Origin of the sequence: Streptomyces sp. CB01249, from assembly GCF_001905735.1 — a bacterium.
Lineage (GTDB): Bacteria > Actinomycetota > Actinomycetes > Streptomycetales > Streptomycetaceae > Streptomyces.
In genome coordinates this window covers 188,271-212,439 of record NZ_LISW01000008.1, presented here as the reverse complement: position 1 = coordinate 212,439, position 24,169 = coordinate 188,271, and the positions used below count along the sequence as shown (strand labels likewise).

Below are 24,169 nucleotides of genomic sequence, written 5' to 3'. Positions count from 1 at the left end.
TGGAGTCGAAGATGCAGCTCAAGCCTGTTCTCGCATGTGCCGGCCTGCTGGCCGGTTCGCTCGCCGTCCTGGGCACCACCGCGCAGGCCGCCCCGGGTCAGGAAAACGCTTCCCTCGCGGCCGCCGCGCTGTACGTGGCGCCGGACGGAAGCGCCGACGCCGCCGGTACCGAGTCGGACCCCACCACGCTCGCCTCGGCGATCAGCCGGGTGAACGCCGGCGGCACGATCTACCTGCGCGGCGGCACGTACCGCTACGGGCAGACGGTCACCATCCCGCCGGGCAACGACGGCACATCGGGCGCCCGCACCACCATGGCCGCCTACCCGGGCGAGCAACCGGTGCTGAACTTCTCGGAGATGAGCGAGGATCCCGCCAACCGCGGGCTCGCGGTGAACGGCGACTACTGGCACATCGACGGCCTCACGGTCGAGCACGCCGGTGACAACGGCATCTTCGTCGGCGGCAGCGACAACGTCATCGAGCACGTCGTGACCCGCTTCAACCACGACTCGGGGCTCCAGATCTCCCGGATCTCCTCCGACACCCCCGACGACGAGTGGCCCGCGAACAACCTCGTCCTGAGCTCCGAGTCCCACGACAACGCGGACTCCGACGGCGAGGACGCGGACGGGTTCGCCGCCAAGCTCACCGCGGGCCCGGGCAACGTCTTCCGCTACACCGTCTCGCACAACAACATCGATGACGGCTGGGACCTCTACACCAAGACGGAGACCGGCCCCATCGGCCCGGTGACCATCGAGGACTCCCTCAGCTACGACAACGGCACCCTCTCCGACGGGACCGTGAACGAGGACGGCGACCGCAACGGCTTCAAGCTCGGCGGCGACGGGATCGAGGTCGATCACATCGTGCGGCGCAACATCGCCTACAACAACGGCCACCACGGCTTCACGTACAACAGCAACCCCGGCTCGATGACCGTGTCCGACAACGTCGGCATCGACAACGAGGAGCGCAACTTCTCGTTCGACAAGGGCACTTCGGTGTTCCGGGACAACACCTCCTGCCGCAGCGGTGACGGCTCCAACGACAAGACCGTCGGCGACGCGGACGGCTCCAACCAGTTCTGGACCGGCTCGAACGGCTCCCGGTGCTCCGCGTACGACGGGGCCATGGACTGGTCCTTCGCCTCCGACGGCCGCCTGGTCGTCTCCTTCGGCGGGACCGTGGTCACTCCGTAATCGCGGACGGCGGTGCCGGGGGCGGGCGGCCCCCGGCACCGCCGTCGTCTCAGTCCTCCCGCAGGCTCGTCACCAGGTCGCGCGGCAGCCCGTGGGTGTCGTGGAGGAAGCGCAGGTCCTCCTCCGTCAGCGTCCCCCGGAACCGGGGCCGGGCCAGCACCTGCCTGCCGCGTTCCAGCAGCCGGTCGAACCGGCGCTCCTCTTCGGCCAGCACCCGCAGCACCTCGCCGGGGTCCGTGTCCTGCCGGAAGTGGTCCAGGGTGTGCCGGACCGGCTCGGGCGGCAGATCGCCGAGCGTGCGCGAGGGGTCGCCCTGCCGGAGCACGGTCAGGGCGCGTCGCAGCAGGCGGCGCAGCACGTAACCGCGCCCGGTGGCGGCCGGGCGGACCCCGTCGCCGATGACGACGACGGCGGAGCGGAGGTGGTCGCAGACCAGCCGCAGCGAGGGCTCGTCCAGCGGCCAGAGGGCCGGTACGAGCCGGCGCCAGGGATCGAAGACGTCGCACTCGAACACCGACGACTTGCCCTGGAGCAGCGAGGCCAGCCGTTCCAGGCCGAGCCCGGTGTCGACATTGCGCTGCGGGAGCGGCACCAGGGATCCGTCGTCCATCCTGCGGTGGCTCATCGTGACGTGGTTCCACACCTCCACCCAGCGGTCGTCCCCGGTGGGCGTGGAGACGGGCGGCCCCTCACCGCTCCACAGGAAGATTTCCGAGTCGGGGCCGCACGGCCCGGTCGGCCCGTTGGACCACCAGTTGTCCTCGACGGTCGGCTCCACCGGCACGCCGAGCTCCTGCCACGTCCGCAGCGAGGCGGTGTCGCGCTCGGTGTGCTCGTCCCCGGCGTACACCGTGGCGTGCAGCCGGCCGGGGTCGATGCCCAGGCCCTCGGTGAGCAGCCCGTATCCCCACTCCAGGCTCTGCGGACCCTCGTAGTCGCCCAGCGACCAGCTGCCGAGCATCTCGAAGACGGTGAGGTGGGTGGCGTCGCCGACCTCGTCCAGGTCGGTGGTGCGCAGGCAGCGCTGCCGGTTGACCAGCCGGCTGCCCAGCGGATGGGGACGGCCCTCCAGGTACGGGGTGAGGGGATGCATCCCGGATGTGGTGAAGAGCACCGGGTCGCCGGGCGGCGGCAGCAGCGTCGAGCCGGTGATGCGGCGGTGGCCGCGCTCCTCGAAGTACTCCAGGAAGGTACGGGCGAGCTGTTCGGTGTCCATGGGGACGGCTCCTTCGCGGGTGGCGGGGAGGCGCCGGAGAACGGGCCGTTCGGTCACCCGGCCGGGGAGGAATCACCACGGCAACCACCGACGGACCGTTTCCGGTCGCCGGGGAAAGGGAAAGTCAGACGGCGGCAACCGGCGAGCTGGTCGCTCGCCCGGTCGCGGTGGTGGTGATGCCGTTGACGTCCATACGCCGACGGTAACGCGCCCCCGGCCGCCCGTGCACCCGGATTCCGTCGCCGGCGGGCTCATGGAGAACGCGACGGCCCGCTCACGCGTCCTCCATTCCACGGGAAGTACACGTGCCGGACGGTGCCGCCGTGCGGTCACCGTGCCGGACATCGATAGGCTGGGCGACGGACCGATGCAAGGAGGATCTAGGACGATGGCAGGCAACACGGAGCCGTTGTCGCCGCGGGCCAAGCTGGCCGTGACGGCGGGCAAGGCCGCTGCGGCGGTGTCGCGGGCGGCCGGGCGGGGCAGCGGATCGGTGATCGGCGGCCGGGTGGCGCTCAAACTCGACCCCGACCTGCTCGGGCGGCTGGCGCAGCATCTGGACGTGATCCTCGTCTCGGCGACGAACGGCAAGACGACCACCACACGGCTGATCGCCGAGGCGCTGCGCGCCGCGGGCCCGGTCGTGTCGAACGCGCTCGGCGCCAACATGCCCGCGGGCATCACGTCGGCACTGGCCGGCGGGTCCGACGCGCAGTACGGCGTGATCGAGGTCGACGAGAAGTACCTCGCCGGGGTGGCCCGCGACACGACGCCCAAGGTGATCGCGCTCCTCAACCTCTCGCGCGACCAGCTGGACCGGGCCGCGGAGACGCGGATGCTGGCCGAGAAGTGGCGCGAGGGTCTCTCCGGCTCCAAGGCCGTGATCGTCGCCAACGCCGACGACCCGCTGATCGTCTGGGCGGCCTCCTCCTCCCCCAACGTGGTGTGGGTCGCGGCCGGCCAGGCGTGGAAGGACGACGCCTGGTCCTGCCCGTCCTGCGGCGGGGTCATGCAGCGCCCCGGCGACGACTGGTTCTGCGGCGAGTGCGGTTTCCGGCGTCCGCCGCCGAGCTGGGTGCTGCACGGCGACTACGTGCTCGACCCGCACGGTTCGGCGTGGCCGATCCACCTCCAGCTCCCCGGCCGCGCCAACAAGGCCAACGCCACGAGCTCGGCGGCCGTCGCCGCCGTCTTCGGGGTGCCGCCGCAGGTGGCGCTGGAGCGGATGTACCAGGTGCAGGCCGTCGCCGGCCGGTACGACGTGGTGAACTTCCTCGGCCGTGAGCTGCGGCTCCTGCTGGCGAAGAACCCGGCGGGCTGGCTGGAGACGTTCTCGCTGATCGATCCGCCGCCGACCCCCGTGATCCTCTCCGTGAACGCGCGCGGCGCGGACGGCACGGACACCTCGTGGCTGTGGGACGTCGACTACACCCAGCTCGCGGGCCACCCGATCTTCGTGCTCGGCGACCGCAAGCTGGACCTCGCGGTCCGCCTCGAAGTGGCCGGACTCGACTTCCGAGTCTGCGAGAACCTGGACGAGGCCGTGCAGCAGGCTCCGCCCGGGCGCATCGAGGTCATCGCCAACTACACCGCCTTCCAGGACCTGCGCCGCCGTGTCGGCAACTGACCCCGGCCCCGGGCCCCTCCGGAGAGGACGAAGCATGAGCAACAACAGCCTGCGGCTGGTGTGGGTGTACCCGGACCTGCTGAGCACCTACGGCGACCAGGGCAACGCCCTCGTGGTCGAGCGCCGGGCCCGCCAGCGGGGACTGGACGTGGCGCGCGTCGACGTGCGCAGCGACCAGCCGGTGCCCACGTCGGGCGACATCTATCTGATCGGCGGCGGCGAGGACCGGCCGCAGCGGCTCGCGGCGGAGCGGCTGCGCCGCGACGGCGGGCTCAGCCGGGCCGCGTCCAACGGCGCGATCATCTTCTCGGTCTGCGCCGGGTACCAGATCCTCGGCCACGAGTTCATCAACGACCTCGGTGAGCGCGAGCAGGGCCTCGGCCTGCTGGACGTGGTCTCCACGCGCGGCGAGGGCGCGCGGTGCGTCGGCGACGTGCTGGCGGACATCGACCCGCAGCTGGGCCTTCCGCCGCTGACCGGGTTCGAGAACCACCAGGGCGTCACGCATCTCGGGCCGACGGCGCGGCCGTTCGCCCGGGTGCGGTTCGGCCGGGGCAACGGCACGGGGGACGGCACCGAGGGCGCGTACAACGACACCGTCTTCGGCACCTACATGCACGGTCCGGTGATGGCACGGAACCCCATGATCGCGGACCTGCTGCTGAAGCTGGCCCTCGATGTGAACGCGCTCCCGCCGACCGACGACCGGTGGTACGAGGCGCTGCGCGCGGAGCGCGTCGCGGCTGCCACACAGCCCGCCTGACCAGGCAATTCACTGGTTGTCCGATGAGTGGCGCAGGGCTCGGATGAGCGGCGTCCAGCAGGCGGACGCCCGGTTCGGTCCCGCCACCCTGCGCCGGTAGGGTGGCGGGGATCCAACCGGACGACGTGGTCCGGTCGTCGGCCCACGTTGCAAAGGTTTCCCGGGCAATGCGAATTGGTGTGCTCACCTCCGGCGGCGACTGCCCCGGCCTCAATGCCGTCATCCGGTCCGTCGTCCACCGCGCTGTGGTCGACCACGGCGACGAGGTCATCGGCTTCCACGACGGGTGGCGGGGCCTCCTGGAGTGCGACTACCGCAAGCTCGACCTGGACGCCGTGGGCGGCATCCTCGCCCGGGGCGGCACGATCCTCGGCTCCTCCCGGGTCCAGCCGGCGCATCTGCGCGGGGGCGTCGAGACGGCCCGCGGCCATGTGAAGGACCTGGGTCTCGACGCGATCATCCCGATCGGCGGCGAGGGCACCCTCAAGGCGGCGAACCTGCTCTCCGAGGCGGGGCTGCCGATCGTCGGGGTGCCGAAGACCATCGACAACGACATCGCGTCGACCGACGTCACCTTCGGCTTCGACACCGCCGTCGGCGTCGCCACCGAGGCGCTGGACCGGCTGAAGACCACCGCCGAGTCGCACCAGCGCGTCATGATCGTCGAGGTCATGGGCCGCCACACGGGCTGGATCGCCCTGCACTCCGGCATGGCGGCCGGCGCGCACGCCGTCGTCGTCCCGGAGCGCCCGTTCGACATCGACGAGCTGACCGAGGTCGTGGGCCGGCGCTTCTCGGCCGGCAAGAAGTTCGCGATCGTCGTCGTCGCGGAGGGCGCGAAGCCGCGCGAGGGCTCCATGGACTTCCAGGCGGGCGCCAAGGACGTCTACGGCCACGAGCGCTTCACGGGCGTGGCGACGCAGCTCTCCGTCGAGCTGGAGCAGCGCCTCGGCAAGGAGGCCCGCCCGGTGATCCTGGGCCACGTCCAGCGCGGCGGCACGCCGACCGCGTACGACCGCGTCCTCGCGACCCGGTTCGGCTGGCACGCGGTGGAGGCGGCGCACCGGGGCGAGTTCGGCATGATGACGGCGCTGCGCGGCACGGACATCACGCTGGTGCCCCTCGCGCACGCGGTGGAGACCCTGAAGACGGTTCCGGCCGCCCGGTACGCCGAGGCGGAGTGCGTGCTCTGAGCGACACCCCGACACGAGACCGCCCCCGGCCGCATCCTCGGCCGGGGGCGGTTCTAGTCTGGTCGGGACAACCAGCACGAAACAGGGACGTCCCGGCGTTCCCGTCGGGAGTGAACAGATGGATCACAGCGGGCACGGCATGAACATGGACCTGCCGCCGTTCACGCTGGGACGCGGGCTCCATTTCTCCGCGGACCCGTTCTTCCTGATCGGCTGCGTCCTGGCGGTGCTGCTGTACGGGTACGGCGTGCTGCGGCTGCGGCGGCGCGGGGACGAGTGGCCGGTGGGGCGCACGGTCGTGTTCGTGATCGGTGTGCTGACGATCGCGCTCGTGATGTGCACCCGGCTCAACGACTACGGCATGGTCATGTTTAGCGTGCACATGGTGCAGCACATGGTGATCAGCATGCTGTCGCCGATCCTGCTGCTGCTCGGCGCGCCGGTGACGCTCGCGCTGCGCGCGCTGCCGGTCGCGCCGCGCGGCACGAAGGGGCCGCGCGAGCTGTTGCTGATGCTCCTGCACAGCCGGTACATGAAGATCGTCACGCATCCGGCGTTCACGATCCCGCTGTTCATCGCCAGCCTGTACGGCCTGTACTTCACGCCGCTCTTCGACTACCTGATGGGCTCCACAGCCGGGCATCTGGCGATGATGGTGCACTTCCTGGCGGTCGGCCTGTTCTTCTTCTGGCCGATCATGGGCGTCGATCCGGGGCCGCACCGACCCGGCTATGTGATGCGGATGCTGGAGCTGTTCGCCGGGATGCCGTTCCACGCGTTCTTCGGGATCGCCCTCATGATGGCCTCCACGCCGATGGTGGAGGTGTACAAGAACCCGTCGCCCTCGCTCGGCATCGACGCGCTGTCCGACCAGAGCGCGGCGGGCGGCATCGCCTGGGCGTTCAGCGAGATCCCCTCGGTGGTGGTCCTGGTGGCCCTGGTGTTCCAGTGGTACCGCTCGGAACAGCGCACGGCGAAGCGCTCGGACCGGGCCGCGGACCGCGACGGGGACCAGGAGCTCCAGGCGTACAACGCGTATCTCGCCTCGTTGCAGGCGCGCGGACAGTAGCGGCGGACCCTCCTTTCGGGTGACGATGGCCTTAACGGCCGCGCGGCCGACGAGGAGGGTGCGCGCATGTCCGGATCCACGAAGACGATGGGAATGCTCACCGCCGGCACCCTGGTGGCGGTGACCGCCTACACGGTGGCCCTGGGAAGCAACGGCTGGCTCTGGTTCGGCTGGGTGATCCTGGGCCTGATCACGATCGGGATGGCGGCTACGCGGGAGACGTGAGTGGGCGGCAAAGCCGCCTGCTGTCCGTTACGGGGCCGGAGCGCCGGGCCCGACCGGAGCAGCTCCGGCGAACCTCACCTCCGGCCTCAGGAGCACCGTAGGGTTCTCGCCCCGTAGTGCGGCGCGTGCCGCTGTTCGTCCGTCATGGGTGACGGCTGTACCCGACGCCCGTGGGCGTTCCGCGCTTCGGGGAAGAAGTGGTGGAGCGCTCCCACAGGGGTTCCCGGCCCTTCGGGTGAGTGGTTCCAGCAGCGTTACGCGAGGGTGAACCGGTGCATACGGTGACCGGCCGCAACCGGTTCCGGACTGGCCGCACGGTTGGTTTGGCGCCACCGGGGCGCACCCGCCGCTGCGGCGTACACCTGTCGACTCGGGTGCGGCGATGCGAACGGCGCAAACGCCCCGGGCGGCAGTCGCCACTCCCGCATCCCTCGTCACTCCCTGTCGGTTTCGATGCACGAGTGCTGTTGCCGCGGGGCCCCGGAGACGCCGCTCGCTCCTGCCGGGCACTCCGCTGCCCTGGCGGTTCGCCATCGACCGATGTGCCGTGGAGCCCGTCACCGTACCCGAGCAACGTCTCACCCTGGGTGACCATTCAGTCGCCGCCACAAAGAGGCGTCCGGCCGCGCACGCGGCCCCGCGCATGCGATTGCGAACGTCTTCGCGGGCGCGACAAGACGCCTCCCCGCACCCGGTCACGGGCGGTTACCCGGTCGTCAACTCCGCTGTGCGGGGCTTCCGTTCGACGTGTGGGCCCGTTCACACGGTCGTAAGCCAGTTGCGCTTTAACTCTTGACAGGTGCCTGTCGCCACGCCACCTTGGGAGCGCTCCCACAATCAAGACTTGCACACTCCACCCCCTCCCCTTCTCCCCCAACGCCGGTGAGCCGCAAGGGAGTTACGGGGCGCAGCCGCGCTCCCCGTGACGTTCCGCGCTACCCGGCAGAGGAAGGCGTTTGTCATGAGCTTGGTGAAGCGTTGTAGGCCCCGCTCCCCGGGGCTCCCGGCCCTCGTGGTCGGCGCACTCGCCCTGGCCACCGGCCTGGCGGCGGGCGGGCCGGCGTCGGCCGCGCCGCAGGACACACTGCACGACCTCGCCGCGGCCCAGGGCAAGTACTTCGGCTCCGCCACCGACAACCCCGAGCTCCCCGACGCGGCCTACGCGGCGGAACTGGGCTCCGAGTTCGGGCAGATCACCCCCGGCAACTCCATGAAGTGGGACACCACCGAGCCCACCCGCGGCCAGTTCAACTTCGCCAAGGGCGATGTGATCACCGACTTCGCCCAGGCGCACGGCCAGACCGTGCGCGGCCACACCCTGGTCTGGCACAGCCAGCTGCCCGGCTGGGTGGGCTCACTGCCCTCCGCCGAGGTGGAGACGGCCATGACCGACCACATCACCGCGGAGGCCACCCACTACCGCGGCGAAGTGGCCGCGTGGGACGTGGTGAACGAGCCGTTCAACGAGGACGGGACCTTCCGTACCAGCCCGTTCTACAACGCGATGGGCAAGGACTACATCGCCAAGGCCCTGCGCGCGGCGCACGCCGCCGACCCGGACGCCAAGCTCTACATCAACGACTACAACGTCGAGGGCAAGGGCGCGAAGAGCGACGCGATGTACGACCTCGTGAGCGACCTGCTCGCCGAGGGCGTGCCGCTCGACGGGGTCGGGATGCAGGCGCACCTGGCCATCCAGTACGGCTTCCCGTACCAGATGCAGGCGAACATTCAGCGGTTCGCCGATCTGGGCCTGGACGTCGCCGTCACCGAACTTGACGTGCGCATGCAACTTCCGGCGGACGCCGCCAAGCTCGCCACCCAGTCCTCGTACTACGCGCAGGTGGTCGACGCCTGCCTCGCCGTCGAGCGCTGCGTCGGCATCACGGTCTGGGACTACACGGACAAGTACTCCTGGGTCCCGAGCACCTTCCCGGGCGAGGGCGCGGCCAACCTGTACGACGACAACCTGGCCCCCAAGCCCGCCTACGCCGCCGTCCGCACCGCCCTGGGCGACGAGGACGGCGGGGACGACGGGGGTGACGACGGCGGCGACGGCGGTACGCCCGGCACGCTCAAGGCCCAGTACCGCGCCAACGACACCTCGGCCGGCGACAACCAGATCAAGCCCGGTCTCCAACTCGTGAACACCGGCAGCGCCCCGGTCAGCCTTCCCGCGGTGACCGTCCGCTACTGGTTCTCCGGCGACAACGGCGCCACCACGTACGGCAGTTGGTGCGACTGGTCCCCGATCGGCTGCTCCACCATCACGCACCGGGTGGTGGCCGCGAGCACCCCGAAGGCCGGCGCCGACCACTACCTCGAAGTCGGCTTCGCGAGCGGCACCCTCGCCCCGGGCGCGTCGACCGGCGAGATGCAGCTGCGCCTCAGCAAGACGGACTGGTCGAACTTCGACGAGTCGGACGACTACAGCCACGGCACCGGCGCCTCGTACGCGGACGCCTCGAAGGTCACCGTCTACGTCGGCGGCGCACTCGTCTGGGGCATCGAGCCCTGATCCCGGGGGCCTCCGCTCAGGCCCCCGCTCCCCTCGCGTACACCCCCACGCGACCCCACCCGTACACCCTCCCGCGCATCCGCCGCACCCCGTCCCCACCGCTTCCCCTCCTCCCCTCCCCCTCGACGACACCCGCCACTGGAGGATTTGTGTCGATATCACGTAGAACGTTCAGCAGCGCCCTCGGCGGCAGCATGCTGGCCGTCGGTCTGGCCCAGGGCACCGCGATCGCCCGGCCGCCCTCGGCGCAGGCCGGCACCGGAGCCCGCGCGGCCGCCGCCGGCGACGACCCGTACACGCAGGCGTTCCTCACCCAGTACGGCAAGCTCAAGGACGCCGCGAACGGCTACTTCAGCCCCGACGGTCTCCCGTACCACTCGGTCGAGACCCTGATGGTCGAGGCGCCGGACCACGGTCACCAGACGACGTCGGAGGCCGTCAGCTTCTGGATGTGGCTGGAGGCGGCGTACGGCAGGGTGACCGGTGACTGGGCGCCGTTCAACGCGGCCTGGGCGGTGGCGGAGAAGACGATCATCCCGCAGCACGCCGACCAGCCGACCAGTGACTCGTACAACCCTTCCGCACCCGCGACCTTCGCGGCCGAGCACCCGCTGCCCAGCGGCTACCCCTCCGCGATGAACGGCTCCGTGCCGGTGGGCACCGACCCGCTGTCGGCCGAACTCGCCTCGTCCTACGGGACGATGGACGTCTACGGCATGCACTGGCTGATGGACCTGGACAACGTATACGGCTACGGCAACAAGCCGGGCACCGGCGGCGAGTCCGGGCCGGGGGCCGGGGCCTCCTTCATCAACACCTACCAGCGCGGTGCGCAGGAATCGGTGTGGGAGACCGTCCCGCAGCCGACCACCGACCTCTTCAAGTACGGCGGCCCCAACGGATATCTCGACCTTTTCGTCGGGGACTCCAGCTACGCCAAGCAGTGGAAGTACACCAACGCGCCGGACGCCGACGCCCGCGCGGTGCAGGCGGCCTACTGGGCGTACCGCTGGGCCTCCGAGCAGGGCAAGGAGAGCCAGGTCGCGGCCTCGGTGGCGAAGGCCGCCAAGATGGGCGACTACCTCCGCTACGCCATGTTCGACAAGTACTTCAAGCGTATCGGCGACTGCACCGATCCCAACTCCTGCCCGGCCGCCTCCGGCAGAGACTCCCAGCACTACCTGCTGTCGTGGTACTACGCCTGGGGCGGGTCCGCGGGCAGCGGCGGTGGCTGGGCCTGGCGCATCGGTGACAGCGCCTCCCACCAGGGCTACCAGAACCCGCTGGCCGCCTGGGCGCTGTCCAACGTGCCCTCGCTCACCCCCAAGTCGGCGACGGCCAGGTCGGACTGGTCCAAGAGCCTGACCCGGCAGTTGGAGTTCCTCACCTGGCTCCAGTCCAGCGAGGGCGCCCTCGCGGGCGGCTGCACCAACAGCTGGGAGGGCAGCTACAGCGCGCCCCCGGCCGGCACCCCCACCTTCTACGGGATGGCGTACGACTGGCAGCCGGTGTACCACGACCCGGCGAGCAACAACTGGTTCGGCTTCCAGGCGTGGGGCATGGAGCGCGTCGCCGCCTACTACTACGTGACCGGCAACGCGACCGCCGAGGCCGTCCTGTCGAAGTGGGTCGCCTGGGCGTCGAGCGAGACGACCATCGGCTCCGACGGCAGCTTCCGCTTCCCCTCCACCCTCAACTGGACCGGGGAGCCCGACACCTGGAACGCCGCCTCGCCCGGTGACAACGCCGGTCTGCACGTGTCCGTGGTGGACTACGCCAACGACGTCGGCGTGGGCGCCGCGTACGTCAAGACGCTCACCTACTACGCCGCCAAGTCGGGCGACGAGGACGCGGCGGCGCTCGCCAAGGCCCTGCTGGACGCGATGGCGCTGAACACCACGGACAAGGGCATCTCGGTGCCGGAGACCCGGCTGGACTACAACCGGTTCGACGACGAGGTGTACATCCCGTCCGGCTGGTCGGGCACCATGCCCAACGGCGACCCGGTCCGGCCGGGTTCGACCTTCATCGGGATCCGCAGCTGGTACAAGGACGACCCGGACTGGCCGAAGGTGCAGGCGTACCTGGACGGCGGGGACGCGCCCGTCTTCACGTACCACCGCTTCTGGGCGCAGGCCGCGCTCGCCCTGGCCTTCGCGATCTACGCGGAGCTGCTGGTGGAGGGCGGCGGCGGTGAGCCGGGCGGCGACACCGAGCCGCCGACCGCGCCGGGCGGCCTCACGGTGACCGCGACGACCAAGGACAGCGTCTCGCTCTCCTGGTCGGCGTCCACCGACAACACCGCGGTGACCGGCTACGACGTGTACCGCAACGGTGTGCTGGCGGGCAACGCGACGGGGCGCACGTTCACCGACTCCGGGCTCGCCGCCAACACCGAGTACACCTACGCGGTGGCGGCGCGGGACGCGGGCGGCAACACCTCGGCGCTGTCGGACGCGGTCCTCGCCAAGACGAAGACCGGCGGCTCGACCGGGACCGGCGCGGTGAAGGTGCAGTACAAGAGCACCGACTCCGCCGCGACGGACAACCAGATCCGGATGGGCCTGCAAGTGGTGAACACGGGCAGCGCGCCCGTCGACCTGTCGACGGTGAAGGTCCGGTACTGGTTCACCGCGGACGGCGGCCCGAGCACCTTCGGCACCTACTGCGACTACGCGGCGCTCGGTTCGTCCACCATCACGCACACGGTGGTCGCCGTCTCCAGCCCGAAGACCGGTGCCGACCGCTACCTGGAGGTCGGGTTCACCGGCGGCGCGGGCACGCTGGCCGCGGGCGCCTCCACCGGTGAGATCCAGCTGCGGCTCAACAAGAGCGACTGGTCGAACTTCAACGAGGCGGACGACTACAGCCGGGCCACCAACACCGCGTACGCGGACTCCTCGAAGGTCGGCGCGTATGTCGCCGGCGCCCTCGCCTGGGGGGTCGAGCCGTGACAGGCCGACCGCTGCCGGCGCTGGCCGGGGCGGCCGCCGCCCTGGTCCTGGCCGCGGCGTCGATGCTGACGGGCGCGTCCTCGGCCTCGGCGTCGCCGGTCACCGACTGCACGCCCTGGGGCACCACCGAACTGCGCGGCGGGGAATACCTCTACCAGCAGAACGAGTGGAACTCCGACAGCGAGCAGTGTGTCGGCGTCGACCCGGACACCGGTGCCTGGTCCGTCACCACGTCCTCGTTCAACCTGCCGACGAACGGCGCCCCGGCGACGTACCCGTCCAGTTACAAGGGCTGCCACTGGGGGGCCTGCACGTCGGACAGCGGGCTGCCGCTGCGCGTGGACGAGCTGGGCAGCGTACGCACCGACTGGTCGACCACCCAGGTCGGCTCCGGCGCGTACAACGTCTCGATGGACGTCTGGTTCAACTCGGCGCCGGTCACCGACGACCAGCCGGACGGCACCGAGCTGATGATCTGGATGAACCACCGGGGCGGGGTCCAGCCCATCGGCTCCCGCACGGCGACGGTCCAGCTCGACGGCCGGACCTGGGACGTGTGGACCGGCCCCGGCGCGTCGGGCTGGAAGGTGATCTCGTACGTCCTCCAGGGCGGCGCGACCGAGCTGACCGGCTTCGACGTGAAGAGCCTGATCGACGACGGGGTCGGCCGGGGCCAGATCGATCCGGCGCACTACCTGATCGACGCCGAGGCCGGGTTCGAGATCTGGCAGGGCGGCCAGGGGCTCGGCATGAAGGAGTTCTCCTTCGAGGCGAGCGCCGGTCCGGACGGCGGCGACGACGGCGGCGACGGCGATCCGGGCGGGGGCGGCACGACCGGCGCCCTCAAGGCCCAGTACAAGAACAACGACTCCTCCGCGACCGACAACCAGATCCGGCCCGGCCTCCAGCTGGTCAACACCGGCAGCACGGCGGTGGACCTGTCCACGGTGAAGCTGCGCTACTGGTTCACCCCCGAGTCCGGCGCCACCGGCTTCGGCACCGCGTGCGACTACGCGGCCCTGGGCTGCGGAAACGTGACGCACACGGTGAAGCAGGCCGGTACCGCCGCCGGTGCGAGCCACTACCTGGAGGTCGGCTTCACCGGGGGCAGCCTCGCCCCCGGGGCCGCCACCGGAGAGATCCAGCTCCGGTTCAACAAGTCCGACTGGTCGGCTTTCAACGAGGCGGACGACTACAGCCGGGCCGCCAACACGGCCTTCACCGACGCCTCGAAGGTCGGGGTGTACCTCAACGGCGCCCTGTCCTCGGGCACCGCCCCCTGACCGGCTGAACGGCCAGTCACCCCACCACTCCCGATGGCGGGTCAAACACTCACCCCGCTGAGCCCGCCATCGGGCAGCACCCCCCATGAACCCGTCTGCGGGGAGTTTCCGCAGGCGTACGAGAGGAGCACGGAGCCGCAATGAGTACCAGAGGCACCATCAAGCAAGGTCTGCGCCGGAGGCTGGCCGCAGCCTCCGCCCTGGCCATGGGCGCGGCGCTGGCGGTGGCGATCCCCACCACCGCCGACGCGGCGGCGGCCCGGGTCGACAACCCCTACGTGGGCGCCAAGGCCTATGTGAACCCGGACTGGTCCGCCCTGGCGGCTGCCGAGCCGGGCGGCGCGGCCATCGCGAACACGCCCGCCTTCGTCTGGATGGACCGCATCGCGGCCATCGAGGGCACGGAAGGCAAGCGGAGCCTGCGCGACCACTTGGACACCGCCCTCGCCCAGGGTGCGGACCTGTTCCAGGTCGTCATCTACGACCTGCCGGGACGCGACTGTGCCGCGCTGGCCTCCCACGGTGAGCTCGGCGCCACGGAGATCGACCGGTACAAGGACGAATACATCGATCCGATCGCCGACATCCTCGCCGACCCGGCGTACGCGAACCTGCGCATCGTCACGATCATCGAGCCCGACTCGCTGCCCAACATCGTCACCAACGCGGGCGGTACCGCCGGTTCGACCGAGGACTGCGCGACGATGAAGGCGAACGGCAACTACGAGAAGGGCATCGGCTACGCCCTTCACACCCTGGGTGCCATTCCCAACGTCTACAACTACATCGACGCCGCCCACCACGGCTGGCTCGGCTGGGACAGCAACATGGCCCCGGCGGGCCTGGAGTTCAAGAAGGCGGCCACCTCCGAGGGCGCCACGGTCAACGATGTCTCCGGATTCATCGTCAACACGGCCAACTACTCGGCTCTCAAGGAGCCGAACTTCAAGATCACCGACTCGGTGAACGGCACCACGGTGCGTCAGTCCAAGTGGATCGACTGGAACTACTACACCGATGAGCTGACGTTCGCCCAGGCGCTGCGCACCCAGCTGGTGGGCCAGGGCTTCAACTCGAACATCGGCATGCTGATCGACACCGCCCGCAACGGCTGGGGCGGCGCCGACCGGCCCACCTCGGCGGGCCCGTTGACCAGCGTGGACGACTACGTCAACGGCGGCCGCGTCGACCGGCGCATCCACGCCGGCAACTGGTGCAACCAGAGCGGAGCCGGCATCGGTGAGCGGCCCACCGCCGCCCCCGAGCCCGGGATCGACGCGTATGTGTGGGCGAAGCCCCCGGGGGAGTCGGACGGCAACAGCGAGCCCGAGGAGAACGACGAGGGCAAGGGCTGGGACCGGATGTGCGACCCGACCTATGAGGGCAACGGGCGCAACGGCAACAGCAAGACGGGCGCGCTGCCGAACTCCCCGGTCGCGGGTCACTGGTTCTCCGCGCAGTTCCAGGAGCTGGTCCGCAACGCCTACCCGCCGATCGACGGCAGCGGCGAGAACCCCGGCGGTGGCGACGACGACACCCAGGCGCCGACCGCGCCGACGGGTCTGACGTCCTCGGCGAAGACCAGCAGCAGCGTCTCGCTGTCCTGGACCGCGTCGAGCGACAACAAGGCGGTGACCGGCTACGACGTGTACCGGGGCGGCACCAAGGTGGGTTCGACCACCACCACCTCGTACACCGACACGGGCCTGTCGGCCTCGACCGCCTACAGCTACACCGTGAAGGCGAAGGACGCGGCAGGTAACGTCTCGGCGGCCTCCTCGGCCCTCTCCGTCACCACCTCCGCCGGGGGCGGCACCGGAACGGGCTCGCTGAAGGTCCAGTACAAGAACAACGACAACTCCGCGACCGACAACCAGATCCGGTTCGGTCTCCAGCTGGTGAACACCGGCAGCTCGGCGGTGGACCTGTCCACGGTGAAGCTGCGCTACTGGTTCACCCCCGAGTCCGGCTCCTCCACCTTCGGCACCGCGTGCGACTACGCGGTCCTGGGCTGCGGGAAGCTGAGCCTGGCGGTGAAGTCGGGCGGTTCGGCGGCCGGGGCCAGCCACTACCTGGAGGTCTCCTTCGGCAGCGGCAGTCTCGCGGCCGGCGCCTCCACCGGTGAGATGCAGCTGCGGCTGAACAAGAGCGACTGGTCCAACTTCAACGAGGCGGACGACTACAGCCACGGCACGGGCACCTCGTTCGCCGACGCTTCGAAGATCGGCGTGTACACGGCCGGTGCGCTCTCCTGGGGCACCGCGCCCTGATCAGTGACCGGATGATCCGGTGACTCCGTCCGGCCCCGCCACCTCTGTGGCGGGGCCGGACTTCTTCGCGCCCGCGGGGCCGGACATCTTTACGTACAAGTGAGCGACGGGTTTTTGTTATGGTCACCGGCCGGGCCGCATCTCCCAGGTGTGCGTGAAGCCAGAACAGGACTCCGGAAGAGTGAGCACAGCATGGGCCAGGACCGCGAACGGGCGTTGATCAAGGCGGCACGAGCCGGTGACCCCGACGCCAAGGACCAACTCGTCGCGTCCTGTCTTCCGCTGCTCTACAACATCGTCGGACGCGCGCTGAACGGCCACGCGGACGTGGACGACGTCGTGCAGGAGACGGTCCTGCGCATGCTGCGCGCCCTGCCCGGCCTGCGGAGTCCGGAGAGCTTCCGCTCCTGGCTGGTGGCCATCGCGATGAACGAGATACGCGGGCACTGGCGCGACCGGCAGTCCGCCGCGATCCCCGTGGAACCGCTGGCCACCGGCCACGACCGGGTCGATCCGGCGGCGGACTTCGTGGACGTGACGATCCTGCGGCTCGGCCTGTCCGGGCAGCGCCGCCAGGTCGCCGAGGCGACCCGGTGGGTGGACGAGGACGACCGGGCGCTGCTCTCGCTGTGGTGGCTGGAGGCGGCGGGGCAGCTGACCCGGGCCGAGGTGGCCGCCGCCATGAACCTGTCGCCCGAGCACACCGCCGTACGCGTGCAGCGGATGAAGGCGCAGCTGGACACCGCCCGCGTGGTGGTGGGGGCGCTGGCGGCGCAGCCCCGGTGCATCCTGCTGGACGACATCCTGAACGGCTGGGACGGGGCGCCCTCGCCGCTGTGGCGCAAGCGCATCGCACGGCACGCGCGCGGCTGCACGGTCTGCTCGGGCTTCGGCTCGGGCCTGGTGCCGGCCGAGGGCCTGCTCGTGGGCCTCGCACTGGTCCCGCTCGCCGTGGCCGGGGCGGGCCGGGCCCCCCGGCTGACCGAGGTCGCGGCCGGCACGCCCCTGGACGCGCCGGTGCGGCCGGGCCGGGCGGCGCTGCGCCGGAACCAGGCGCGCCGCCGTCGGCGCAACGCCGTGGTGGCGTCCGTCCTCGCGGTGGGCGTGCTGGGGGCCGGGGGCGCCGCCGTCCATCTGTCGACGGAGGACGACGGCGGCGACGAGGTCTCCGTCGCGACCGCCCCGGAGGCCGACGGCTCCGTCACCGCGACCGCTTCGGCCGGGGCGTCCGCCTCCGCGACGCCGTCCGCCTCGCCCTCGCACTCCGCCGGGAGCCCGAGCCCGAGCGCCACGAAGAAGAAGGACCGGGCGAAGCCGAAGAAGTCGGCGCCCGCGACCAAGCGCCCCCCGGCGACGAAGGCTCCCTCCGCGACCCGTCCGGCCCCGGCCGAGCCCGCGCCGAGCCCGCCCTCGGACGCGGAACAGGTCCTGGCCCTGGTGAACACCGAGCGGGCGAAGGAGGGCTGCTCGCCGGTGACCGGCAACGACGAGCTGACGACCGCCGCGCAGCGGCACTCCGAGGACATGGCCGCGCACGACTACTTCTCGCACACCTCGCAGGACGGCTCGGGCCCCGGCGAGCGGATCACCGCGGCCGGCTACCGGTGGAGCACGTACGGGGAGAACATAGCGAAGGGGCAGCGGACACCGGCGGACGTGATGAACTCCTGGATGAACAGCCCGGGCCACCGCGCGAACATACTGAACTGCTCGTTCAAGGAGCTGGGCGTGGGCATCCAGGACAGCCCCGGCGGCATCGTCTGGACGCAGGACTTCGGCGCGCAGATGTGAGGCCGCGGCGTCGCCGGGCGGGCACGGGGTATACGTCTCCATCATCGACCCGCTGATGGAGCCGGACCGGGGAGAGACCGTGTTCTACTACGTCCTCAAGTACGTCGTCCTCGGCCCGGTGCTGCGGCTGCTGTTCCGGCCGGTCATCGAGGGCGCGGAGCACATTCCGGACGACGGCGCCGCGATCGTCGCGGGCAACCACCTGTCGTTCTCGGACCACTTCCTGATGCCCGCGATCCTCAAGCGGCGGATCACCTTCCTGGCCAAGGCCGAGTACTTCACGGGCCCGGGCCTGAAGGGCCGGCTGACGGCCGCCTTCTTCCGCAGCGCGGGCCAGATCCCGGTGGACCGGTCGGGCAAGGAGGCGGGGCAAGCCGCGATCCGCGAGGGCATCGGGGTGCTGGAGCGCGGCGAGCTGCTGGGCATCTACCCGGAGGGCACCCGCTCGCACGACGGACGGCTCTACAAGGGCAAGGTCGGGGTGGCGGTCATGGCCATCCGGGCGGGGGTGCCGGTGGTGCCGTGCGCGATGGTCGGCACCTTCGAGATCCAGCCGCCCGGCCGGCGCCTCCCCCGCCTCAAGCCCGTCACCATCCGCTTCGGCGAACCGCTGGACTTCTCCCGCTACGCGGGCCTGGAGGACGAGAAGGCGGCCATCCGGGCGGTGACCGACGAGATCATGTACGCGATCCTGCGGCTCTCCGAGCAGGAGTACGTGGACGAGTACGCGGTGAAGGCAAAGCAGGCGGCCGGGGAGAAGCAGCCGGGCCGGTTCCCGAAACGGCGACGCCGACAGCGGATTCGCGAGCAGTGAACGCCCCTGGTCAGGGGGGTGGCCCGGTCCTAGCGTTCGGGCCATGAGCAAGGGACACGCATGGGTGCTGGGAGCGACGGGACAGATCGGGCGGGCCGCTGTGCGCGCGCTGTCGGAGGACGGCTGGGAGGTGACGGCGGCCTCGCGCGCCGGAGGCCGTGACGAGCGGTGGGACGACGGGGTCAGGGCGGTCGCCCTGGACCGCGACGAGGAGGGCGCACTCGCGGCGGCGCTCGGACCGGGCTGCGACGTCCTGGTCGACATGGTGGCGTACGGGCGGGAACACGCCGCGCAGCTGACCGGGCTCGCCGACAGGATCGGCTCGGCGGTCGTCGTCTCCAGCGGCGCGGTGTACGAGGACGAGCAGGGCCACAGCTTCGACACCCAGGCCGAACCGGGCGGGGCGCCCTGCTATCCGGTGCCGATCCCCGAGTCGCTGGCGACCGTGGCACCGGGCGAGGACACGTACGCGGCGCGCAAGATCCGGCTGGAGCGCGATCTCCTGGCGGCCGGCGACGCGCTGCCCGCCACGCTGCTGCGGGCGGGCGCGGTGCACGGCCCGCACTGCCGCTCGCCGCGTGAGCTGTACTTCGTCAAGCGGGGGCTGGACGGCCGCACCCGGCGCGTGCTGGCGTACGGCGGGGCTTCGCGCTTCCACCCGGTCCACTCGGCGAACGTGGCGGAGCTGATCCGGCTGGCCGCCGCCCGGCCCGGGTCGCGGGTGCTGAACGCCGCCGATCCGCAGGCGCCGACGGTCGCGGAGATCGGTACGGCGGTGGACGCGGTCCTGGGCCTGAGCACGGAGACGGTGCTGATGCCCGGCGACCCGTCCCCGGAGGGCGTCGGCTCGACGCCGTGGAGCGCGCCGCACCCCATCGTCTACGACATGTCGGCGGCCGAGCGGGAACTCGGCTACCGGCCGGTGACGGGGTACGCCGAGTCGCTGCCGGAGACCGTCGAGTGGATCGCCGGGCAGCTCGCCGGACGGGACTGGCGGGACGCGTACCCGGCCATGCTCCGGTCGTACGGCACGAGCCTGTTCGACTACGAGTCGGAGGACGCCTGGCTGGCGGAGCACGACCGGCAGGGGTGAGCCAGGGCGGGCGCGTCAGCCCGTCCGCGTCACGTCCATCGACATCAGCCCGCGCAGCCCGTTCTCCAGGACCTCCGGGCCGGTGTCGCCGAACATGGCGAGCTGGGCGATGAACCCCTGGGCGGTCGCGATGAGGGCCCGGGCGACGTGCTCGTCCGGGACGTCCGCCCGGAGCACCCCCGCCTCCCGGTACAGCCCGACCAGCTCGGTCCAGGCCCCGCGCAGTCCGCCGAACGCCTCGGCGAGGGTGGCCGCCAGCCGCTCGCTGCGCAGGGTCTCCGACCACACCTGGATGATCAGCCCCGCGTACGCCCGGGGTTCGAGCCCCCGCCCCGATTCGAGGCCGTCCGCGAACAGGCTCCGCGACACCCGGCCGATCAGCACGTCCGGGGCGGGGACGGGGGTGTCCCGGGCCGCCCCCTCGAAGGCCCGGCGCACCCCGTTCACGGCCTCGGTCGCGATGGCCGCGATCAGGTCCTCCTTGCCGCTGAAGTAGCGGTAGACCGCCCCCGCCGAGAGACCGGCCTCCTTCAGCACGTCCTGCATCGAGGTGCCGTGGAAGCCGTCACGGGCGAAGCAGCGCGCGGCGCCGTCCAGGATCTGTCTGCGGCGGGCGTCGAGGTGCGCCTGGGATACACGGGCCATGCCGCCAACCTAAAACGAACATTCATTCTTGACAACTGCCGACAGCCGGGGCGACAGTGGCCGTGTCTTATAAAACGAACGATCCTTCTCTTTGAGGGACCGTTCTCCCTGAGCCGCCCTCCCTGAATCGAGGCCCGTCCCATGTCCCTCACCCCGAACCGCCGCCTGGTGGTGGTGGTCCTGCTGGTTCCGCTGGTGGTGACCCTCGCCCTGTGGGCCTTCGCCTGGCCCGCCGCCCGGACCGCACCGCGCGACCTGCCGGTCGGGATCGCCGGTACCGCACCGGCCGCCGACCAGCTCCAGCAGCGGTTCGAGGAGCGCGACGGGGCCTTCGACGTGCACCGCTACGACTCCGAGGCCGCGGCCCGGGACGCGATCGAGGACCGGACCGTCTACGGCGCGGTCGTCGTGACCGCCAAGGGCCCCGAGCTGCTGACGGCGAGCGCGGGCAGCACGGTGGTCGCCCAGCTGCTGCGCGAGGCGGTGACCACCGGAGCACCGGCCGGCACGGCCGTACCGGTCACCGACGTGGTGGCCGCGCCCGCCGCCGACCCCCGGGGCGCCGTCCTCGGCTCCAGCATCCTGCCGCTGGCCATCGCGGGGGTCGCCGCCGGGGCGGCCGTGACCGTACTGAGGCTGCGCGGGGCGCGGGCCGCGGTCGCCCTGCTCGGCGTGGCCGTCATGGTGGGGCTCCTGGCCACCGCGGTGACGGACAGCTGGCTCGGCGCCCTCACCGGCGACTGGTGGAGCGAGGCCGGGACCATCGCCCTGACCGTGCTCGCCATCGGCGCGCCGGTCGCGGGCCTGGCCGCCCTGCTCGGCACTCCGGGCATCGGGATCGGCGCCCTGCTCATGGTGCTGCTGGGCAACCCCTTCTCGGGAGTGACCAGCGCACCCGAACTGCTCCCCCGCCCGATCGCCGTGATCGGCCAGCTGTTGCCGCCCGGGGCAGCGGGGTCCGCGCTGCGCTCGGTGGCGTTCTTCGACGGCGCGGCGGCGGCCGTCCCCGCCCTGACGCTCGGCGTGTGGGCGGTGCTGGGACTGGGCGCGGTGCTCGTCGGCGGGCGCCGCGGGACGGCGGCCGACACGACGGCCCCGGCCTCGGCGCGGGAGCCCGCACTGGCCGGCTGACCACGCTCAGGAATGCGCCCCCGTCCGGCCGGACGGGGGCGCTTCGCCGTGTACGGGGGTCAGTCGTCCCGGCCGTGGTGGCCGCGGTGCTCCGCCGCGATGCCGAAGCGCCGCCGTTCGCCGGGAGCGGACGGGGTGGAGCCGATCGAGGAGACCGAGCTGATCACGTGCTCCTGCTCCGCCGCCTCCTCCTTCTCGAGTCGTTCGAGGTCAGCGGCCGATACGAGGGCGACGAGCGGCTTTCCGTGCCGCGTGACGACCACGCGCTCGCCGCCGTAGACGACGCGGTTGATCAGTTCGGCGAGTTCAGCCCGGGCTTGCGTCACCGGAATCTCGTAGGCCATGCTCCCATCATAACCTTCTGTACGTCCTGTACATTTTTTACGGAAGCGTGCGCGGGCGCCCCGCTGTGCCCGCGCGACCGGAGGAGAGGCACAGCCGTGTACCGTCCCGTCGCCCGTCACGTCCTGCCCGAGTTCACCGAGCGCACCTCCCAGGGGTCCCGGACCCTCGACCCGTACTCCAAGCTGCTCGCCGAGCGCGTCGTCTTCCTGGGCACGGCCCTGGACGAGACGGCCGCCAACGACCTGGTCGCCCAGCTGATGTACCTGGAGCACGACGCGCCGGACCGGCCCGTCTCGCTCTACATCAACTCGCCGGGCGGCTCGTTCGGCGCGATGACGACCCTGTACGACACGATGCACTTCCTCGGCTGCGAGGTGGAGACCTACTGCCTGGGCCGGGCGGGGGCCGGGGCGGCGGTGCTGCTCGCCGCGGGCGCCCCGGGCCGGCGGCACATGCTGCCCGGCGCCAAGGTGGTCGTCAGCCAGCCCGCGCTGGACGAGCCGCTTCAGGGGCAGCCGTCCGACCTGGAGATCGAGGCGCGGGAACTGGCCCGGATGCGCGAGACGATGACCGGCATGCTGGCCCGGCACACGGGGCGCTCCGTCGAGCAGGTCACCGAGGACACCGAGCGCGACCTCGTCCTCGACGCGGAGGGCGCCCTGGCGTACGGGCTGGTCGACCACATCGTGCGGAACCGGGTCCCGGCGCCGCCGCGCTCCGGGTGGTGAACCGGGGATGCAGCCACCGGACTTCCCGCCGCTGCCCGCCCTGACCCGGGCCGAGTCCGAGTTCATCGACGGCTATCTGCGGGTGGTCGACCAGGTGGGCCGGATCAACCCGGCGCACGGGGACGACACCTACGCGGCCCTGCGCGCCGCCCAGGCGCTGGCCTCGCACGCGGCGGCCTTACGGGACGCGCTCGCGCTGATGCACCGGCGCGGCGAAACCCGTATCCACAGCGCCACGTTGACCCGCGCGCTGCGGGAGCTGGACGGCGAGCGGCGGGCGGCCCGGGTCGTCCTGCCGCCCGCCCCGCCGGACTGACGCCCCCGCAGGTCACCGACACGCCCGGCGGGCGTGCGGAATTTCCTCGCTCGTTCGGCGTAGGCGTTCCCTCTCACGAGCGACGGTCCGATTTGCCTTTTCCTGATGCGCGTGGGGCGCGTTCCTCCGCGACACCGCTGGTACGGCCGTGGCCGCGGGCGGCCGGCGGACCGCCGTCCGGGTTTCCGTCCACCTGAACGGGCCATCCGCGGCGGTCTTCACCGATGGCTGTTCCGGCTCGGAAATCCGGCACGAGGTGAGTCAAGATCCCTGGGACGACAAGCCCCCGCCACCGCGGCGGGGCGGTCCGGGCGGACGCCGAGTCCTGCCGCCGCCCGGATGACTGGTCGACAGGAGTGGATCGGCAGGAGTGGAGGACCCGAGCACTACGGGACCGCCGGATCTCCGGTTGTCCCTCGGGGTGAAGCCGCCTCGCGCGGCCGGGCAACTTCGCCAGCCCGAACCCGACAGGTCATCCTTCACAGGCGGCTGACGAAGGGTTGCGCATGAGTGCGCAGGTTCATGTCCCGTCTCTGCTCGCCCGGGCCACCACGGCCTCGGTCATGACTCTCGCCGCCGTCGGCGGCACGCTGTGCGTCCCAGGAGCCGCGCCCGAGGCGCAGGCGGCCGGCCACGCGATGAAAGCCCTGAAGATCGCCGCGTCGAAGAAGGGTGCGCCCTACCGCTGGGGCGCCACCGGGCCCGGCAGCTTCGACTGTTCGGGGCTGACGCTCTACTCGTTCAAGAAGGCCGGCAAGAGACTCCCCCGGACGGCCCAGCAGCAGTACAACAGGACCAGGCACATCTCGGCTTCCCAGCGCCAACGAGGTGACCTGGTCTTCTTCCATTCGGGGCGCAGCGTCTACCACGTGGGCATCTACGCCGGCAGCGGGAAGATCTGGCACTCGCCGAAGACCGGCGCCGTGGTCCGCCTGGAGAAGATCTGGACCAGGAGCGTCTACTACGGCCGGGTCGCCTGATCC

General features: G+C 71.4%; 19 protein-coding genes, 2 pseudogenes and 1 riboswitch. Of the genes and pseudogenes, 18 read left to right on the top strand and 3 right to left on the bottom strand.

What is annotated here, in order from left to right; translation table 11 throughout:
* Positions 1-11: 11 nt before the first annotated feature.
* Positions 12-1,205, top strand: coding sequence for a right-handed parallel beta-helix repeat-containing protein (locus AMK18_RS29505; protein ID WP_018105237.1), 1,194 nt, complete (start codon positions 12-14; stop codon positions 1,203-1,205).
* A gap of 49 nt (positions 1,206-1,254) precedes the next feature.
* Here the strand turns inward: AMK18_RS29505 and AMK18_RS29500 are convergent, their stop codons facing one another.
* The gene (locus AMK18_RS29500; protein WP_073865164.1) at positions 1,255-2,421 is read right to left on the bottom strand and encodes an alanine--tRNA ligase-related protein; all 1,167 of its coding nucleotides are present in this window, start codon (positions 2,419-2,421) and stop codon (positions 1,255-1,257) included.
* A 388-nt stretch (positions 2,422-2,809) separates the two neighbouring features.
* On the opposite strand from AMK18_RS29500, the gene AMK18_RS29495 reads away from it, so the two are divergent.
* The 13 genes and pseudogenes from AMK18_RS29495 (at position 2,810) to AMK18_RS29445 (ending at position 20,021) form a co-directional block, all read left to right on the top strand.
* On the top strand, positions 2,810-4,048 hold the full coding sequence (locus AMK18_RS29495; RefSeq protein ID WP_018105235.1) for a Mur ligase family protein: 1,239 nt from the start codon (positions 2,810-2,812) through the stop codon (positions 4,046-4,048).
* A 34-nt stretch (positions 4,049-4,082) separates the two neighbouring features.
* Positions 4,083-4,811, top strand: coding sequence for a type 1 glutamine amidotransferase (locus tag AMK18_RS29490; protein ID WP_073865163.1), 729 nt, complete (start codon positions 4,083-4,085; stop codon positions 4,809-4,811).
* A gap of 167 nt (positions 4,812-4,978) precedes the next feature.
* Positions 4,979-6,004, top strand: coding sequence for a 6-phosphofructokinase (locus AMK18_RS29485; protein WP_026171801.1), 1,026 nt, complete (start codon positions 4,979-4,981; stop codon positions 6,002-6,004).
* Positions 6,005-6,122: 118 nt separating this feature from the next.
* The gene (locus AMK18_RS29480) at positions 6,123-7,073 is read left to right on the top strand and encodes a cytochrome c oxidase assembly protein (RefSeq protein WP_018105232.1); all 951 of its coding nucleotides are present in this window, start codon (positions 6,123-6,125) and stop codon (positions 7,071-7,073) included.
* Positions 7,074-7,139: 66 nt separating this feature from the next.
* Complete coding sequence (locus tag AMK18_RS34985) at positions 7,140-7,298, top strand: hypothetical protein (RefSeq protein WP_198957105.1); 159 nt, start codon at positions 7,140-7,142, stop codon at positions 7,296-7,298.
* A 961-nt stretch (positions 7,299-8,259) separates the two neighbouring features.
* Complete coding sequence (locus tag AMK18_RS29475; RefSeq protein ID WP_241836667.1) at positions 8,260-9,816, top strand: endo-1,4-beta-xylanase; 1,557 nt, start codon at positions 8,260-8,262, stop codon at positions 9,814-9,816.
* A gap of 194 nt (positions 9,817-10,010) precedes the next feature.
* Positions 10,011-12,770 (top strand): glycoside hydrolase family 48 protein, encoded by a 2,760-nt coding sequence (locus AMK18_RS29470; protein WP_073865161.1) that lies wholly within the window; start codon positions 10,011-10,013, stop codon positions 12,768-12,770.
* A 62-nt stretch (positions 12,771-12,832) separates the two neighbouring features.
* Positions 12,833-13,525: pseudogene (locus AMK18_RS35380) on the top strand (GH12 family glycosyl hydrolase domain-containing protein); the annotation flags it as partial.
* A 66-nt stretch (positions 13,526-13,591) separates the two neighbouring features.
* Positions 13,592-14,053: pseudogene (locus tag AMK18_RS35375) on the top strand (cellulose binding domain-containing protein); the annotation flags it as partial.
* A 140-nt stretch (positions 14,054-14,193) separates the two neighbouring features.
* Positions 14,194-16,323, top strand: a complete 2,130-nt coding sequence (locus tag AMK18_RS29460) for a glycoside hydrolase family 6 protein (RefSeq protein ID WP_073865159.1) — start codon at positions 14,194-14,196, stop codon at positions 16,321-16,323.
* A 192-nt stretch (positions 16,324-16,515) separates the two neighbouring features.
* Entirely contained in the window at positions 16,516-18,114 is a 1,599-nt protein-coding gene (locus tag AMK18_RS29455; RefSeq protein WP_073865158.1) for a sigma-70 family RNA polymerase sigma factor, read from the top strand.
* Between the two features lie 79 nt (positions 18,115-18,193).
* The gene (locus AMK18_RS29450; RefSeq protein ID WP_073865259.1) at positions 18,194-18,928 is read left to right on the top strand and encodes a lysophospholipid acyltransferase family protein; all 735 of its coding nucleotides are present in this window, start codon (positions 18,194-18,196) and stop codon (positions 18,926-18,928) included.
* Between the two features lie 43 nt (positions 18,929-18,971).
* Entirely contained in the window at positions 18,972-20,021 is a 1,050-nt protein-coding gene (locus AMK18_RS29445; protein WP_073865157.1) for an NAD-dependent epimerase/dehydratase family protein, read from the top strand.
* Between the two features lie 15 nt (positions 20,022-20,036).
* Here the strand turns inward: AMK18_RS29445 and AMK18_RS29440 are convergent, their stop codons facing one another.
* Positions 20,037-20,666 carry a TetR/AcrR family transcriptional regulator gene (locus tag AMK18_RS29440; RefSeq protein WP_073865156.1) on the bottom strand — a complete coding sequence of 210 codons (630 nt, stop codon included), beginning with the start codon at positions 20,664-20,666 and terminating at the stop codon, positions 20,037-20,039.
* A 141-nt stretch (positions 20,667-20,807) separates the two neighbouring features.
* Here AMK18_RS29440 and AMK18_RS29435 point away from each other — a divergent pair, with 141 nt between their 5' ends.
* Positions 20,808-21,797: an ABC transporter permease gene (locus AMK18_RS29435; RefSeq protein WP_073865155.1), complete on the top strand. Its 990-nt coding sequence runs from the start codon at positions 20,808-20,810 to the stop codon at positions 21,795-21,797.
* A gap of 59 nt (positions 21,798-21,856) precedes the next feature.
* Here the strand turns inward: AMK18_RS29435 and AMK18_RS29430 are convergent, their stop codons facing one another.
* Positions 21,857-22,141, bottom strand: coding sequence for a type II toxin-antitoxin system Phd/YefM family antitoxin (locus tag AMK18_RS29430; protein WP_073865154.1), 285 nt, complete (start codon positions 22,139-22,141; stop codon positions 21,857-21,859).
* 96 nt (positions 22,142-22,237) lie between these two features.
* Here AMK18_RS29430 and AMK18_RS29425 point away from each other — a divergent pair, with 96 nt between their 5' ends.
* From AMK18_RS29425 to AMK18_RS29415, 3 genes are all read left to right on the top strand, one after another.
* A complete protein-coding gene (locus tag AMK18_RS29425) occupies positions 22,238-22,870 on the top strand; it encodes an ATP-dependent Clp protease proteolytic subunit (RefSeq protein ID WP_073865153.1) in 633 nt (210 codons plus the stop codon).
* A gap of 7 nt (positions 22,871-22,877) precedes the next feature.
* The gene (locus tag AMK18_RS29420) at positions 22,878-23,186 is read left to right on the top strand and encodes a hypothetical protein (protein WP_073865152.1); all 309 of its coding nucleotides are present in this window, start codon (positions 22,878-22,880) and stop codon (positions 23,184-23,186) included.
* A 338-nt stretch (positions 23,187-23,524) separates the two neighbouring features.
* Positions 23,525-23,689, top strand: a riboswitch (cyclic di-AMP (ydaO/yuaA leader).
* Between the two features lie 3 nt (positions 23,690-23,692).
* Positions 23,693-24,166, top strand: a complete 474-nt coding sequence (locus AMK18_RS29415; RefSeq protein ID WP_018105217.1) for a C40 family peptidase — start codon at positions 23,693-23,695, stop codon at positions 24,164-24,166.
* Positions 24,167-24,169: the final 3 nt, after the last annotated feature.

What these genes read in the sequence shown, in the direction of transcription:
- AMK18_RS29505 (WP_018105237.1), top strand. Translation starts at nt 12, where the DNA reads ATGCAGCTCAAGCCTGTTCTCGCATGTGCCGGCCTGCTGGCCGGTTCG.
- AMK18_RS29500 (WP_073865164.1), bottom strand. Translation starts at nt 2,421, where the DNA reads ATGGACACCGAACAGCTCGCCCGTACCTTCCTGGAGTACTTCGAGGAG.
- AMK18_RS29495 (WP_018105235.1), top strand. Translation starts at nt 2,810, where the DNA reads ATGGCAGGCAACACGGAGCCGTTGTCGCCGCGGGCCAAGCTGGCCGTG.
- AMK18_RS29490 (WP_073865163.1), top strand. Translation starts at nt 4,083, where the DNA reads ATGAGCAACAACAGCCTGCGGCTGGTGTGGGTGTACCCGGACCTGCTG.
- AMK18_RS29485 (WP_026171801.1), top strand. Translation starts at nt 4,979, where the DNA reads ATGCGAATTGGTGTGCTCACCTCCGGCGGCGACTGCCCCGGCCTCAAT.
- AMK18_RS29480 (WP_018105232.1), top strand. Translation starts at nt 6,123, where the DNA reads ATGGATCACAGCGGGCACGGCATGAACATGGACCTGCCGCCGTTCACG.
- AMK18_RS34985 (WP_198957105.1), top strand. Translation starts at nt 7,140, where the DNA reads ATGTCCGGATCCACGAAGACGATGGGAATGCTCACCGCCGGCACCCTG.
- AMK18_RS29475 (WP_241836667.1), top strand. Translation starts at nt 8,260, where the DNA reads ATGAGCTTGGTGAAGCGTTGTAGGCCCCGCTCCCCGGGGCTCCCGGCC.
- AMK18_RS29470 (WP_073865161.1), top strand. Translation starts at nt 10,011, where the DNA reads ATGCTGGCCGTCGGTCTGGCCCAGGGCACCGCGATCGCCCGGCCGCCC.
- AMK18_RS29460 (WP_073865159.1), top strand. Translation starts at nt 14,194, where the DNA reads ATGAGTACCAGAGGCACCATCAAGCAAGGTCTGCGCCGGAGGCTGGCC.
- AMK18_RS29455 (WP_073865158.1), top strand. Translation starts at nt 16,516, where the DNA reads ATGGGCCAGGACCGCGAACGGGCGTTGATCAAGGCGGCACGAGCCGGT.
- AMK18_RS29445 (WP_073865157.1), top strand. Translation starts at nt 18,972, where the DNA reads ATGAGCAAGGGACACGCATGGGTGCTGGGAGCGACGGGACAGATCGGG.
- AMK18_RS29440 (WP_073865156.1), bottom strand. Translation starts at nt 20,666, where the DNA reads ATGGCCCGTGTATCCCAGGCGCACCTCGACGCCCGCCGCAGACAGATC.
- AMK18_RS29435 (WP_073865155.1), top strand. Translation starts at nt 20,808, where the DNA reads ATGTCCCTCACCCCGAACCGCCGCCTGGTGGTGGTGGTCCTGCTGGTT.
- AMK18_RS29430 (WP_073865154.1), bottom strand. Translation starts at nt 22,141, where the DNA reads ATGGCCTACGAGATTCCGGTGACGCAAGCCCGGGCTGAACTCGCCGAA.
- AMK18_RS29420 (WP_073865152.1), top strand. Translation starts at nt 22,878, where the DNA reads ATGCAGCCACCGGACTTCCCGCCGCTGCCCGCCCTGACCCGGGCCGAG.
- AMK18_RS29415 (WP_018105217.1), top strand. Translation starts at nt 23,693, where the DNA reads ATGAGTGCGCAGGTTCATGTCCCGTCTCTGCTCGCCCGGGCCACCACG.